Origin of the sequence: Rhodococcus sp. 14-1411-2a (assembly GCF_002259485.1) — a bacterium.
In the GTDB taxonomy this organism is placed as follows: Bacteria; Actinomycetota; Actinomycetes; order Mycobacteriales; family Mycobacteriaceae; genus Rhodococcoides.
Genome location: NZ_NPGA01000017.1, coordinates 69,697 through 83,930, shown reverse-complemented (window position 1 = coordinate 83,930; position 14,234 = coordinate 69,697). Strand labels below are relative to the sequence as shown.

Sequence of the window (14,234 nt, the reverse complement as noted above, 5' to 3'; positions counted from 1 at the left end):
AGCGGATGGCTGATACATCGAATGCTTTCACCAAAACAAAATATTTCGGCACTGACATTCATCGACACACTGTTGAGTTCTCAAAGAACACGCACACACTCTCGTCCCACAGACACACGGTCCGTCGGCCTCAAGGGCAACTGTTCCAGCCTATCCCAGCTTGGTCTCGGACACAAGGCCCGACTCTTGGGGGATAAAACCTGCCAGGCCACACGTCCAACCTCGTTCACCCAGTCCGTGAAGACCGGGTCGGTGTCCGTCGCTCTGACTCGACAAAAGTTACGCCACCAACCACACCAACGCAAATCGGCAGGTCGACCCATGCTCGCAGGGTATTCGCGCAGCTCGGCCCCGGGGCGTCGGGTCATTGCGCCCTCTACACGCTTCAGGGTGCGCGTGTGATGCCAGCCACAGACCGAACCTTCACTGCGGCAACATCGTTCGCCCCCCGAGTCGCGTTCCGGCGCACACCGTCCACGTGCTCCGGCACCGCAATGTCCCCCGCGAGGTCTGCGGCAGGTTCGGCATCGCCGAGCGCCTCCCACACCGGAACTACTCCGGCCCATACGTCTCCCCGCTCGATGTCGAGGTCGTCGTCGACCGGTCCACCTGACCGCGACTTCACCGATGCCTCGTACATCGAAAGCGCCAGAACCGCGGTGGCTGCAAGCTCTTTCCGAGTATGTGAACGCAGATGAACGCTTCTTCCGGGGACCACCTGGTCGACGATCGCGTCCAATGCTCTAATCCGTTCGTCGGCGTCCTCCACTCGGCGAGGTCGTCCGACCACAACGGCGCTTCGATAGTTCATCGAATGATGAAATGCCGATCGAGCCAGGACGAGCCCGTCGACGACAGTCGTAGTGACGCAGATGTCCTGATCCGGAGCGTCGATCATGCTGCGTGACGCCACCGATCCATGCAGATACAGCGTGCCTTCCCTGTCCGGACCGGCGGTATCCACGCCGAACACGGTAGGCACGACGCGAGGCACTCCATCCACGATCACGCCGATGTGGCATATGCGCGCCGAGCGCAGTACGTCGAGCAACGCTGCGCGTTCGAGGCCGGCGCGATGCCTACCCCGCATCACTACCGTTCGTGCTGTCGGGGAAAGAGGCACGTCGTCGACTGTCATGGTTTCCAGGATGCGGGACGAGTGGCCTTTCGTCATGGTCCAATAGAGCTGCTTTTGTTCAGGCCACTTCGACGCGGATACCGAAAGGGACCACAACTCCATGCTCCCGATCTCTCTGTCGATCACCATCGATCGCGCCGACGCTCGGACGTTGCCCGTCCAACTGGCGGATCGCATCCGGTCCGCAATCGACGATGGAGACCTGCAGCCCGATTCTCGATTACCCAGTACCCGAGCACTTTCCGTCGATCTGGGCATCGCGCGTGCGGTCGTGGAGAAGGCTTACGAACAGCTTGTCGCAGAAGGTTGGCTCGATGCCCGGCGCGGTTCGGGTAACTATGTCCGACACATCCCCCGCGCACCTCGATCGATTGCGATGGCGTCGAGCGCACACACCACACCACGAACGCCCCCGCGGATATCGCTCCGTCCGGGAATCCCGTGGACTCCACCCTCGGCATCCGATGCCTGGAAGCGCGCGTGGCGCGACGTCGGCGGCACACCACCTCCCGGCGACTATCCCGATTCCGCCGGCACGCTCGAACTGAGGACTCGCGTCGCCGATCTACTCCGCCGCGCCCGCGGGCTGCACACCACACCGGCGTCGATCGTGATCACGACGGGCAGCATTCACGGCCTCGACCTGGCCCTGGGTGCGCTTTCCGCTGCCGAATCGGTCGAACACGTTCTGGCACTGGAGAATCCAGGCTACAAATCCGCCGCTGCGCTCGCGACACATCGCGGGTGGTCCTTGCACGACGTCCCCGTCGACCGCGATGGCCTGATCGTCGAACAACTCGACTCGACTCCCCCACGAACACCGGCCGTGTACGTCACACCGTCGCATCAATACCCGACCGGCGCATTCATGCCCATCGGCCGTCGACGTGCGCTGGCAGACTGGGCTCACAGCAACGATTCCATGATCATCGAGGACGACTACGACTCCGAATTCCGTTACGGCGTAGCACCTTTGCCCACCGTGGCCGAACTCGCACCCGACCGGACCGTGTACCTCGGCACCGTATCCAAGACCCTCGGTGCCGGGATCCGTCTCGGCTGGATGGTGGCACCTCGGTCGATGGTCGACCGCATCTCGGCAACGCGCCGCTTGATCGGCGATCACCCCTCGGTTCCCGTCCAGCATGCGATGACGTCCATCTTGCGCGACGGCGAATGGGACAGAGCCGTCCGAACGGCCCGGCGGCTCTATCGAGCCCGCGACCGCCTGGTCGCGGCCGCGCTGGCCAGGTTCGGCGAACTTCGCGGAGTCGGAGCCGGCCTGCATACCGTGTTGCTACTCGACCCTGCCGCAGCGCGTGACGTCGCTACCTCATGCGCCGCAAGGGGCGTGGACGTACCGACGCTCGAACACTCGACCCGCTCGCACACAGCCCGAGGTGGAATCGTCGTGGGATACGGATCCGTCTCCGACGACGAATTGGACTATGCGATAAGCATATTGGTCGAGGCGCTGGAAGCTGTGTTACTCAGCTGACCCGCTCGATGCTGCCGCCGAGTGCACTCAGGTTCTCCACGAATCGCGGATAACCGCGATCGATGTGGAACACGTCGTGCACTTCCGTCGTACCGTCGGCCACCAGTCCCGCGAGAACCAAGCCGGCCCCGGCCCGAATATCGGAGGACCACACCGGTGCGCTGGACAGCTGTGGCACACCGCGAACCACGGCGTGATGGCCATCGGTGCGCGCATCGGCCCCAAGTCTGATCATCTCCTCGACGAACCGGAATCGTGCCTCGAAGACGTTCTCGGTGATCATCGACGTGCCGTCGGCGACGGTCGCGAGTCCGATTGCCATCGGCTGCAGGTCGGTCGGGAACCCCGGATACGGAAGCGTCGCGAAATTGACCGCCCGCGGTCGCTCGTGTTGCACGACGCGGAACCCGTCGGGCTCGCTGGTGACCTCGGCGCCTGCGGACCTCAATTTGTCCAGCACCAACGACAGATGCTTGGGGTTCACACCGCGGACTCGCACGTCCCCACGAGTCATGGCAGCGGCGATTCCCCACGTCGCGGCGACGATGCGATCGCCGATCACCCGATGGGTCGTCGGCTTCAGCGAGCTCACACCACGAATGGTCAAAGTCGAGGTGCCTGCACCGCGGACGTCGGCACCCATCTCGTTGAGCATGTTGCACACGTCGACGATGTCCGGCTCACGCGCGGCGTTGTCGATCACAGTCTCCCCGGTGGCGAGGACTGCGGCCATCAAGATGTTCTCGGTGGCACCGACGGACGGAAACGCCAGTCTGATGTTCGCGCCGCGCAATTCGTCTGCTTCCGCAACGACACATCCGTGTTGGATCTCGCTGCGTGCCCCGAGCAATTGAAGACCGGACTGATGCATGTCGAGGGGACGCGACCCGATCGCGTCTCCGCCCGGCAAAGCGACGACAGCTCTCTTGCACCGCGCAACCAGCGGCCCCAGCACGCACACCGAAGCTCGGAACTGGCGAACCGCCGCGAAATCGGCGTGATACTTCGGCATGGCCGGAGTGGTGATGTGAACGACCGATCCCTCCAACTCGACCTCACAGCCGAGCCCGCGCAACACCTCTGCCATCAGTGGCACGTCCAGGATGTCGGGGCAGTTGGTGATCGTGCTGGTGCCCTCTGCCAGCAGCGCTGCCGCCATCAATTTGAGGACGCTGTTCTTCGCACCACCGACCGCCACCTCACCGACGAGGCGATTTCCACCGTTGACCAAAAAGCGTTCACTCACCTCGACAGCGTAGCCAGCGGGACCGGCCGACACCCGCGCGGTACCGTAGCGCGCATGGCCGTCCACCTCACCCGCATCTACACGAGAACCGGCGACGACGGGACCACCGGGCTGAGTGATTTCTCGAGGGTGTCCAAGAACGACGAACGACTCGTTGCCTACGCGGACTGCGACGAGACCAACGCGAGCCTCGGTGTGGTTCTCGCACTCGGCAACCCGCCCGAATCGGTCCATTCGGTGATCCGCACCATCCAGAGCGATCTCTTCGACGCGGGGGCCGATCTGTCGACTCCGGTCGTCGAGAATCCGCAGTACCCGCCTCTGCGCATCGATCAGAGCTACGTCGACCGGCTCGAGGGCTGGTGCGACGAGTTCAACGAGGCTCTCCCCGCACTGACGTCGTTCATTCTGCCGGGCGGAACGCCGCTGGGAGCGTTGCTACACGTGTCGCGAACGGTGGCCCGACGGGCAGAGCGGTCGGCATGGGCTGCGGTGCACGCGAGCCCGGAAACAACGAGTGCATTGCCGGCGAAATACCTCAACCGGCTTTCGGATCTGCTGTTCATTCTGAGCCGATACGCCAACCCCGAGGGCGACGTCCAGTGGGTTCCCGGGTCGAGCCGCGCTTCGAGCGACCCGACTACCGGCGAGAGCTGATCAGGCCGCCGGTCGGCGGCGACGCGATCGGCCGGAGGGACGAGATTCGACCCAGGACAGGAAAGCGGTCAACGCACTTCTGTCGAGGGCGATCTCGAAATATTTACCATTGTCGGACAGTTCCAACACGGCGATGTCCGGTGTCATGATGTCGAACTCGGTGTCTCGTGGGGCTCGTCGATCACCCACGTGAATGTCCTGCCTACCCAGCCGATGATCGGGGCCGGGGCGAAGACTGGACAGCTTGAAGAATACGAGTGTGTTGTCTCCGTACCGAATGATGCCGTGACGCCAACCGGCACCACCGTCCGTCGGCAACACCCGCATGATCGCGGCGGTTCCCCCTCGCCGTAGAACCATCAGACGGTACGCAAAAGCCGCGACGAGCCCTGCGAGCAGCACAACCAGAATGATCAGAACAATCAATCCGTAGTGCATCGCAGGTCTCGTCGCGGCTTCTCGTGTACCTAGGACCGCTCGACAGCGCGGACACGACCCTTGGCCACAGCAATGGCCTCGAGGTCGTCGCCGTTCTCTGCCACTACAGCCCGTGCCGCCTCGACATCGATGTCGTCGGCGAAATCGGCCGATTCTGCCAGCACGGTGACCGTCTTGCCGGTCACCGACAGGAATCCACCGTGGACGGCTGCGATGAGCTTTTCGCCGTCCGTGGTCGTGATCGACACCGTGCCGCCCTCGATCAACTGCCCGAGCACAGGCTCGTGGCCCAGCATGATGCCGATCTCACCTTCGGTGGTCTGAGCGCTGACGATGGTCGCGGTACCGGACCACAGCTTTTGCTCCACAGCGACCAGGGAGACCTCCATGCCGCTCTTCTCGGAAGAAGTCACGTCGGTCTACTTTCCGGCCATCTTCTTCGCGGCTGCCTCGACATCGTCGAGACCACCACAGCTGTTGAAGGCCTGCTCGGGAAGGTGGTCGTACTCACCCTTGGTGACCTTGTCGAATGCCTCGATGGTGTCGGAGAGCGACACGACCGAACCGGCCTCGCCGGTGAACTTCTCGGCAACGATGAAGTTCTGGCCGAGGAACTTCTGGAGGCGGCGTGCACGGCCGACCAGAACCTTGTCCTCTTCCTGAAGCTCGTCCATACCGAGGATGGCGATGATGTCCTGCAGCTCCTTGTACTTCTGCAGGATCCGCTTGACCTCGTTGGCGACGCGGAAGTGCTCCGCACCGACGATGCCGGGCTCGAGGATGCGCGAGGTGGAGCTCAGCGGGTCCACAGCGGGGTAGATACCCATCTGCGAAATCGGACGCGAGAGCTCGGTCGTCGCATCGAGGTGCGCGAACGTCGTGGCCGGAGCCGGGTCGGTGTAGTCGTCGGCGGGAACGTAGATCGCCTGCAGCGAGGTGATCGAGCGTCCACGGGTCGAGGTGATGCGCTCCTGGAGCTCACCCATCTCGTCCGCCAGCGTGGGCTGGTAACCGACGGCCGACGGCATACGACCGAGAAGGGTCGACACCTCCGAACCTGCCTGCGTGAAGCGGAAGATGTTGTCGATGAACAGAAGAACGTCCTGTCCCTGAACATCGCGGAAGTACTCCGCCATGGTCAGTGCCGACAACGCCACGCGCATACGCGTGCCGGGCGGCTCGTCCATCTGGCCGAAGACGAGGGCGGTGTCCTGGAGGACGCCCATCTCTTCCATCTCGAGGTGAAGGTCGGTGCCTTCACGGGTGCGCTCGCCGACTCCTGCGAACACCGAGGTGCCCGAGAACTCGCGTGCGATACGGGTGATCATTTCCTGGATCAGAACGGTCTTGCCGACACCGGCACCACCGAACAGACCGATCTTTCCGCCCTTGACGTACGGGGTCAGGAGGTCGATGACCTTGATGCCGGTCTCGAGGATCTCGGTCTTGCCCTCGAGCTGATCGAAGGCTGGTGGCTTGCGGTGGATGCCCCACTGCTCGCCGTCGCGGCCGAGTCCCGGGGTGTCCAGGCAGTCACCGAGGGCGTTGAACACGTGGCCCTTGACGACGTCACCGACGGGAACCGAGATCGGCTTGCCCGAGTCGATGACTGCAGTGCCGCGGACGAGTCCGTCGGTGGGCTGCATCGAGATGGTGCGAACCAAGTTGTCACCGAGGTGCTGTGCAACCTCGAGCGTCAGGGTCTTGGCCACGGTCGGCAGAGTGATCTCTGCGTTGAGGGCGTTGAAAAGTGCGGGAATCGAGCCGCGCGGGAACTCGACGTCCACAACGGGGCCGATGACCCGAACGACACGGCCGGACTGAGTGTCCGCTCCGCTCGCGTTCTCTTGGGCTACTGCTGCGGTCATTGCTTAGTCACTTCCTGCGCTGTCGGCCAACGCGTTGGCGCCACCGACGATTTCGCTGATTTCCTGGGTGATCTGGGCCTGCCGAGCCTGGTTGGCCTGACGGCTCAAGGTCTCGACCAATTCGTTCGCGTTGTCCGTCGCTGCCTTCATGGCGGTACGACGCGCCGCGGACTCCGACGCTGCTGCATCGAGCAACGACGCATAGATCCTGGTGCTGATGTACTTGGGCAGCAGCGCCGAGAGCAGAGTTCCCGCTTCCGGCTCGAACTCGTACTGTGCCTGCACATCTGCGGTCGGTGAGTCGCTCAGCGCATCCGCACCCATCTCGAATTCCTCGTCTGTGTACGAGATTTCGAGCGGTGCCATACGGCGAACTTCGGGCTTCTGCGTGAGCATCGACACGAAGCGGGTGTAGACGATGTGCAACTCGTCCACGCCCTCGACGGTGCCTTCACCGTTGGGAGCCTCGACCTCGGTGCCCGAGCCGGCCATGAACAGCTCGACCAGGTGCCTACTGGCCTTGGCCGCGTCGGCGTATCCGGGCTCCTGAGAGAAGCCCGTCCAGGCACCCTTCACGTCCCGCTCGCGGAATGTGTAGTAGCCCAGGCCTTTTGCGCCGAGGACGTAGATGACCGGATCCTTGCCCTCGGAGCGGAGCAGCTGGAACAGCTCCTCCGTCTCCTTGAGCACGTTGGAGTTGTAGCCGCCGCACATACCGCGGTCGCTGGTCACGACCAGAACCGCGGCACGCTTGGGCTCGGGTCGCTCGTTGAGCAGCGGGTGATCGAGCGAGCTCGATGCACTCGCCAACGCGGAGAGCACCTTGGTGATCTCTTCCGCATACGGCTTCGATGCGGCAACGCGAGCCTGAGCCTTGGTGATCCGCGATGTCGCGATCAGCTCTTGTGCCTTGGTGATCTTCTTGGTCGAGTTGACCGACTTGATGCGGGAGCGAAGCTCGAGAATGCTTGCCATCTAGCTGTTCACGCTCCCTTCTGTGCTCGTCTTGGCATCTGTCATCGCAGGCCTACTTGCTGACTGTCTTGCGAGTGACGTTGACCTGCTCCTGGCTGACCTCGTCGGCGTTCAGAGTGTCTGCCTCGGCCTCGTTGACAACGCGGTTGCCGTCCGAGTCGACGAAGCCGGCCTTGAACTTCTCGGTCGCCTCGGTCAGTGCCTTCTGGTTGTCCTCGTCGAGAGCCTTGCCACCGGCAATGCTGTCGTAGACGCCGCTGGCGTTGCGGTGCAGGTCCTCGAGCAGCTCGGTCTCGAAGCGACGCACGTCGCCGACGGGAACCGAGTCGTACGTTCCCTGCCCTGCGAGCCAGATCGAGACAATCTGATCTTCGACGGCAACCGGGGCGTACTGATCCTGCTTGAGCAGCTCGACCAGACGTGCGCCGCGCTCGAGCTGAGCCTTGGAGGCCGCGTCGAGGTCGGACGCGAACGCAGAGAAGGCTTCCAGCTCGCGGAACTGAGCGAGCTCGAGGCGAAGAGATCCGGAGACCTTCTTCATGCCCTTGGTCTGTGCCGCGCCGCCGACTCGGGACACCGAGATACCGACGTTGATCGCGGGACGGACGCCCTTGTTGAACAGGTCCGACTCCAGGAAGACCTGGCCGTCGGTGATGGAGATGACGTTGGTCGGGATGTACGCCGAGACGTCGTTGGCCTTGGTCTCGATGATCGGCAGAGCCGTCAACGATCCGCCACCGAGCTCGTCGGACAGCTTCGCCGAACGCTCCAGCAGACGGGAGTGCAAGTAGAAGACGTCACCGGGGTATGCCTCGCGGCCCGGCGGACGACGCAGCAGCAGCGAGATGGCGCGGTATGCCTCGGCCTGCTTGGTCAGGTCGTCGAACACGATGAGGACGTGCTTGCCCTGGTACATCCAGTGCTGGCCGATGGCCGAGCCGGTGTACGGGGCGAGCCACTTGAAGCCGGCCGAATCGGACGCGGGAGCCGCGACGATGGTCGTGTATTCGAGTGCGCCCTGCTCTTCGAGTGCAGCCTTGACGCCTGCGATCGTCGAGCCCTTCTGGCCGATGGCGACGTAGATGCAGCGAACCTGCTTCTTCTCGTCGCCGCTCTCCCAGTTGGCCTTCTGGTTCAGGATCGCGTCGATGCAGACCGCGGTCTTGCCGGTCTTGCGGTCGCCGATGATGAGCTGACGCTGGCCGCGGCCGATCGGGGTCATGGCGTCGATCGCCTTGATACCGGTCTGCAGCGGCTCCTCGACGGGCTGACGCTCGAGCACCGAGGCAGCCTGCAGTTCGAGGGCGCGGGTCTCGGAGGACTCGATGTCGCCGAGGCCGTCGATGGGCTTGCCCAGGGGGTCCACGACGCGGCCGAGGTAGCCGTCGCCCACGGGGACCGACAGCACGTCTCCGGTGCGCTTGACTTCCTGGCCTTCTTCGATGTGCTCGTAGTCACCGAGGATGACTGCACCGATTTCGGTGGCATCCAGGTTCAGCGCGACACCGAGGACTCCGCCGGGGAATTCCAGGAGTTCGTTGGACATCGCCGACGGCAATCCGGACACGTGAGCGATTCCGTCGCTCGTGTCCGTAACCGTGCCGACCTCCTCGCGGGAAGACTCCGGTGAGTAGCTCGCGGTGAAGTTATCGATCGCGCTACGGATCTCGTCGGAGGAGATCGTCAGCTCCGCCATAGTGTTTCCTGCTCTTCCTTCAAATGATCGCGGGGTGAAATGTCTCGAAAGTCGAGACGCTTCTTCTCGTTACTGTGTCCGTGTCGGACTATTTGAGCGTCTTTCGCAATGCAGCGAGGCGGCCTGCCCCGCTACCGTCGATGACCTCGTCGCCGATACGAACGACAAGTCCGCTGAGCAGTTCGGTATCGACCTCTACATGCACCGTGACCTGCTTGCCGTACGTGCGGGTCAAGGTGGCCGTCAGCTTCTCGAGCTGACTGTCGCTCAGTGGTGCTGCGCTGCGGACGTGGGCAACCGCGCGGTCGCGCTGCTCGGCAGCCAGGTCGGCCAGTCCGTTCAGTACGTCGGCGGGAGCAGCCTTTCGCGGACGCGTCACAGCCTGAACTGCAAGCGCTTCGGTGACCGCGGTGACCTTGCCGTAGAGCAGGCGGCCGAGCAGTTCACGCTTGGCCTGCGCGGGCTTCGAGCGATCCGAGAGGGCCTGCTCGAGCTGCGGGTTTCCTGCCACGATCCGCCCGAGGCGGAACAGCTCGTCCTCGACCGTGTCCAACTGATCCTGATCGGCCGCGGCGCGAAGCAGAGCTTCACGTCCCAGCTCGACCAGCGAGTTCAGCAGGTCGCGAGCGGTGGACCAGCTTTCGCCGGCAGCGGCCTTGACGATCGTCGCCGTTGCACTCGACACCTGGCCGGAGAAGACCTCTCCGGCCAGATCGCTTCGCCGAACGCCCTCGACCGACGAGTCGGCGAGAGCGGTACGCAACGTGCGCTGCGCGTCGAGAGTCTCGACGACGGCGAACAACTCGGCACCGGTCTGAGCAGCGACGGCTGTTGCCTCGCCTGTCGACGCGGACCCCAGAGCTTCGTGGGCAACCGACCGCGTGCGGGCGAGTGCCTCACGAGAAGTTGCGTACATGGTTCGACTCACTTTCCGGATGCGGAGTCCGCGGTGACGGAATCCAACTCGTTGAGGAAGCGATCGATCGAACTGGAACGCTTCGCGTCGTCGGACAACTGCTCTCCGATGACCTTCTCAGCGAGTTCGACGGCCGTGCGTCCCAGATCCCCCCGAAGTTCGGTGACGATCTGCTGACGCTGAGCAACGAGCTGATTGTGACCTGCGGCCACGATCCGGTCGCTTTCTTCCTGCGCCTTTTCCTTCATCTCGGCGAGAATCGCCTGCCCCTGGGTGCGCGCTTCCTCGCGGATCTGCGCGGCCTCGGAACGGGCGTCGGCCAGCTGAGCGTGGTACTGCTCGAGAGCAGCCTTGGCTTCTGCCTGTGCCTCTTCGGCCTTCTTGATTCCGCCTTCGATGAGCTCGGAACGCTCAGCGAGAACCTTGGTGAAGCGCGGCACCACGTACTTCCAGAAGAGGAAGCCGATTGCCGCGACACAGACGATCGACCAAACGATGTCGTAGGTTGCGGGCAGAAGAGGGTTGTACTCCTCCCCCTCCGCCGCCAGCAACGTAATCGCGTTTGTCATCGCGCTCTCAGAGAATGAAGCCGGCGACGAGGCCGATCAGGGCGAGGGACTCGGTGAATGCGATGCCGAGGAACATGGTGGTACGGAGCTGACCGGCCAGCTCGGGCTGACGAGCGGTTGCTTCCATGTTCTTGGCGACGACGAGGCCGAGGCCGATGCCGCCGCCGATGGCTGCGAGGCCGTAGCCGATGGCGCCGTATCCGCTTGCGGTGATTTCCTGCGCCTGGGCCAGAACTTCAAGGCTCATTGGGTTTTCCGTTCCCTTTCTTCGGTCCACATCCGGGTGTCGGAGGTGGCGGTGTAGCTGGTTCGGTCAGTTGGTCGGTCAGTGCGAGTCGGCGTGCAGCGACAGATCGATGTAGATCGCCGTGAGCAGCGCGAAGATGTAGGCCTGGAGGAAGATCACCAGCATCTCGAACATCGTGAACAGGAAGCCCATGATGAGCGAGGGTGCTGCGAAGATCTTCAGCCCGGCCGACGCCTCGAAGAGGAAGAACTGGGTCGCGCTGAAGAACAGCACGAGCATGATGTGGCCGGCCAGCATGTTGGCGAGCAGACGCACCGTCAGTGTGAACGGACGGAGTACGAAGTTCGAGACGAACTCCAGCGGGATCAGCAGCACGTGCATCGCCGGCGGAATGCCCGGGATGACGATGGTGCCCTTGACGAACTTCCCGACACCGAACTTCTTGACACCTGCGTAGATGAACGCGACGTACGCGACCGCAGCGAGCACGATCGGTAGACCGATGCGGGCATTCGACGAGATGTTCAGAAACGGAATGACAGCGCTCGCGTTCACCGCGAACACCGTGAAGAAGATGGTCATGATGACGGGCAGGAATCGACGACCCTGTTCTTTACCGAGCACATCTTCTGCGACGTGGATCCGAACGAAATCGAGAGCGATCTCGCCGACGTTCTGAAGACCACGCGGAACGATCTTCGGGCTGCGGAGGGCAACCACCATGAAGATGATCAGAATCGCCGACATCAGGATGCGGATGAGCATCAGCCTGTCGAGCTCGAACGGGGTCCCCTCGAACAGCACCGCGGGAGGAAAGAAATCGGATAGTGACGGCGGACTGTATTCCGCAGCCAGGGTGGTGACGCTCAGCGGTCTCTCCCGTGTTCGGGCCGCAGCCGGGTAACGACTGCGGTTCGATCGGACAATGACGATCTATCAAGTCGACGAAAATCGGCTCGCAATCGTCAGAGGCTGAGGCCCGGTCTTCATCGGCCAAGCGTCTGTCGGGTGTCGGCGACTCACGTCGACTCGGCAACTCTCAGGGCGGAACCTTACGTTGCCGAAGTCGTTGACTCCGGGCCTACTGTAAGGAAGCTCACGCTGACTGCTACCTGCGGGGGTCCAGTCCGGGGAAAAAGTCTCTTTCGTCCCAGTCTTGCCCACCGCTTGATGCAAACTTTATCAACAGAACTACGACGTTGTGTAGGCGGCCCTCAGCTTAACCGATTACGACAGCCTGTCGTACTACCGATTGTCGGTCTTGCCCTCGGTGGGAACGCTGTCCACGTAGGCGACTTTCGTCTTGACGACCCCGAAGACCTCCGCGCCGAGCACGACCACGAGCGCTCCCAGAATCGTCAGCCCCAAGGAGTACCGGTTGTAGAAGTCGGCGTCCTTGAGTGCGACCAGCACGATCAGCGCGATCACCATCTTCACCAACCAACCGCCGAGAAGCAGTGCTCCGACGGCCGAGGCCGGAAAACGCGTGGTGAGCGCCACCGACAACGCCGTCGTGATGACGAAGCCTCCGCCGATGGCAACACCGATGAGAGATCCCCACAGACCAGGTGTTCCGGCCGCCGCTACGGCGACTCCGACGCTCACCACCGTGAGCACCACCAGTCCGATGAGTCCGTATCGAACCGCGGCGCGAAGCGGGGCGAATTGGTCGGGCATGGACTGCGGAGTGAAGGTCACAGTTGTCGAGGGTACCCAGCACGCGGGCGCGTACAGCCGACGGGATCAGGAGCCCCGTCGAGCACTTCGCGGTTCCGAGCCCTGCGATCGGTCCACCCGCAGCGTGGGCACAGCAGTGACGACCAGCGCGAACACCAGACCTGCGGCAACCAGAAGCACCACTATTCGGCGGTCCAGCAGAGACGACCCGACCGCCCCGAAGGCGAGGACACCGACCCACAGGTAGATCACCAGCACCACCCGGCGGTGCGAATGTCCGATCTGCAGCAACCGATGATGCAGGTGCATCTTGTCGGGGCTGAAAGGACTCCGTCCGGCCCGGGTCCGGCGAATCACAGCCAGCAGCAGGTCGAGGATCGGAATGAGCATCACGGCTCCGACCAGCAGAAGCGGCGACAGCAGACCCAGCAGATCGCGTGGGCCGTACGCCGTCAACGGGATCCGCCCGGACGCACTGGTCGAGATGGTGGCAAGCGTCAGACCGATGAGCATCGATCCCGAATCGCCCATGAAGATGCGAGCGGGTTGGAAGTTGTGCGGCAGAAACCCCAGGCACGCGCCTGCCAATGCCGCCGCGATCAGCGCCGGTGGGTAGACCCCGACGTCGCCGCCCTGTTCCTGCAGCAGCCCCACCGAGAAGATGCAGATCGCCACCGAGGAGATGAGCCCCAGACCGGCCGCCAGCCCGTCGAGTCCGTCGACGAAGTTCATCGCATTGACGATCACGACGGTGATCAGGACGGTCACCAGTCCGGCTTGCAGTTGGTCGAGCACCAGGGTGCTGCCCGGTTGACCGGGCTCGCCTCCCCACGGCTGGTACAGCACGACCCAGCTCACGCCCATGATGACGAGGACCCCGGCCGCCGTCACCTGGCCGACGAACTTGGTCAGGGCATCCAGACCCCATCGGTCGTCGATGACGCCGACCAGCACGATCACGAAGCCGGCAACCAGCGCGGCCGGAATGTCGCGGTTGTAGGCGACGTCGAATCCGCGAGCCAGCGCAGGCAGCTGTGACGCGAAGAGCAACGCAGCCAGCATGCCCACGTAGATGCCCACTCCCCCGAGCCTCGGGGTGGCCTGCACGTGGACATCACGATCACGAGGAACCGCGACGGCACCGAACTTGACGGCCGCCACACGAACACCGCCGGTGGCGAAGAACGTGACCACCGCTGCGGTGAGGAACACCAGGAGCAGTTCGCGAATCGGTACGCCTGCACCCAGATTCGACTGAGCAAGGATGTCGACACTTCCGTGAAGGACACTGCCCCGAGCGACGCTCATG

General features: G+C 63.4%; 15 protein-coding genes. 2 read left to right on the top strand and 13 right to left on the bottom strand.

The genetic code is table 11. The features are described 5' to 3' along the window. Positions 1 to 385: 385 nt before the first annotated feature. Positions 386 to 1,138 (bottom strand): pyridoxamine 5'-phosphate oxidase family protein, encoded by a 753-nt coding sequence (locus CH291_RS17395; protein ID WP_094688163.1) that lies wholly within the window; start codon positions 1,136 to 1,138, stop codon positions 386 to 388. 100 nt (positions 1,139 to 1,238) lie between these two features. On the opposite strand from CH291_RS17395, the gene pdxR reads away from it, so the two are divergent. Beyond that, entirely contained in the window at positions 1,239 to 2,636 is a 1,398-nt protein-coding gene (gene pdxR / locus CH291_RS17390) for a MocR-like pyridoxine biosynthesis transcription factor PdxR (RefSeq protein ID WP_094688155.1), read from the top strand. Here pdxR and murA read toward each other — a convergent pair. Further along, positions 2,629 to 3,882 carry a UDP-N-acetylglucosamine 1-carboxyvinyltransferase gene (murA, locus tag CH291_RS17385; protein WP_068048251.1) on the bottom strand — a complete coding sequence of 418 codons (1,254 nt, stop codon included), beginning with the start codon at positions 3,880 to 3,882 and terminating at the stop codon, positions 2,629 to 2,631. The genes pdxR and murA overlap by 8 nt on opposite strands. A 54-nt stretch (positions 3,883 to 3,936) precedes the next feature. Here murA and CH291_RS17380 point away from each other — a divergent pair, with 54 nt between their 5' ends. Then, entirely contained in the window at positions 3,937 to 4,539 is a 603-nt protein-coding gene (locus tag CH291_RS17380; protein ID WP_094688154.1) for a cob(I)yrinic acid a,c-diamide adenosyltransferase, read from the top strand. On the opposite strand, the gene CH291_RS17375 is transcribed toward CH291_RS17380, so the two are convergent. The 11 genes from CH291_RS17375 to CH291_RS17320 all read right to left on the bottom strand — a co-directional run bounded on the left by CH291_RS17375 (position 4,540) and on the right by CH291_RS17320 (position 14,233). After that, entirely contained in the window at positions 4,540 to 4,977 is a 438-nt protein-coding gene (locus tag CH291_RS17375; protein ID WP_068048245.1) for a DUF2550 domain-containing protein, read from the bottom strand. A 29-nt stretch (positions 4,978 to 5,006) separates the two neighbouring features. Beyond that, on the bottom strand, positions 5,007 to 5,366 hold the full coding sequence (locus tag CH291_RS17370) for a F0F1 ATP synthase subunit epsilon (protein ID WP_037193376.1): 360 nt from the start codon (positions 5,364 to 5,366) through the stop codon (positions 5,007 to 5,009). Between the two features lie 30 nt (positions 5,367 to 5,396). Continuing rightward, the gene (atpD, locus tag CH291_RS17365) at positions 5,397 to 6,845 is read right to left on the bottom strand and encodes a F0F1 ATP synthase subunit beta (protein WP_094638681.1); all 1,449 of its coding nucleotides are present in this window, start codon (positions 6,843 to 6,845) and stop codon (positions 5,397 to 5,399) included. A 3-nt stretch (positions 6,846 to 6,848) separates the two neighbouring features. Beyond that, positions 6,849 to 7,820, bottom strand: a complete 972-nt coding sequence (locus tag CH291_RS17360; RefSeq protein ID WP_094638680.1) for a F0F1 ATP synthase subunit gamma — start codon at positions 7,818 to 7,820, stop codon at positions 6,849 to 6,851. Between the two features lie 52 nt (positions 7,821 to 7,872). Beyond that, complete coding sequence (atpA, locus tag CH291_RS17355; RefSeq protein WP_037193380.1) at positions 7,873 to 9,516, bottom strand: F0F1 ATP synthase subunit alpha; 1,644 nt, start codon at positions 9,514 to 9,516, stop codon at positions 7,873 to 7,875. A gap of 88 nt (positions 9,517 to 9,604) precedes the next feature. After that, positions 9,605 to 10,432, bottom strand: coding sequence for a F0F1 ATP synthase subunit delta (locus CH291_RS17350; protein ID WP_094638679.1), 828 nt, complete (start codon positions 10,430 to 10,432; stop codon positions 9,605 to 9,607). Positions 10,433 to 10,440: 8 nt separating this feature from the next. Further along, complete coding sequence (locus tag CH291_RS17345) at positions 10,441 to 11,001, bottom strand: F0F1 ATP synthase subunit B (protein WP_032393521.1); 561 nt, start codon at positions 10,999 to 11,001, stop codon at positions 10,441 to 10,443. 7 nt (positions 11,002 to 11,008) lie between these two features. Continuing rightward, positions 11,009 to 11,248, bottom strand: coding sequence for an ATP synthase F0 subunit C (locus CH291_RS17340; RefSeq protein ID WP_008715092.1), 240 nt, complete (start codon positions 11,246 to 11,248; stop codon positions 11,009 to 11,011). Positions 11,249 to 11,326: 78 nt separating this feature from the next. After that, positions 11,327 to 12,052 (bottom strand): F0F1 ATP synthase subunit A, encoded by a 726-nt coding sequence (gene atpB / locus CH291_RS17335; RefSeq protein WP_032393520.1) that lies wholly within the window; start codon positions 12,050 to 12,052, stop codon positions 11,327 to 11,329. A 441-nt stretch (positions 12,053 to 12,493) separates the two neighbouring features. After that, entirely contained in the window at positions 12,494 to 12,925 is a 432-nt protein-coding gene (locus CH291_RS17325) for a hypothetical protein (protein WP_176460305.1), read from the bottom strand. 66 nt (positions 12,926 to 12,991) lie between these two features. After that, a complete protein-coding gene (locus tag CH291_RS17320) occupies positions 12,992 to 14,233 on the bottom strand; it encodes a glycosyltransferase family 4 protein (protein WP_094638677.1) in 1,242 nt (413 codons plus the stop codon). Position 14,234: the final 1 nt, after the last annotated feature.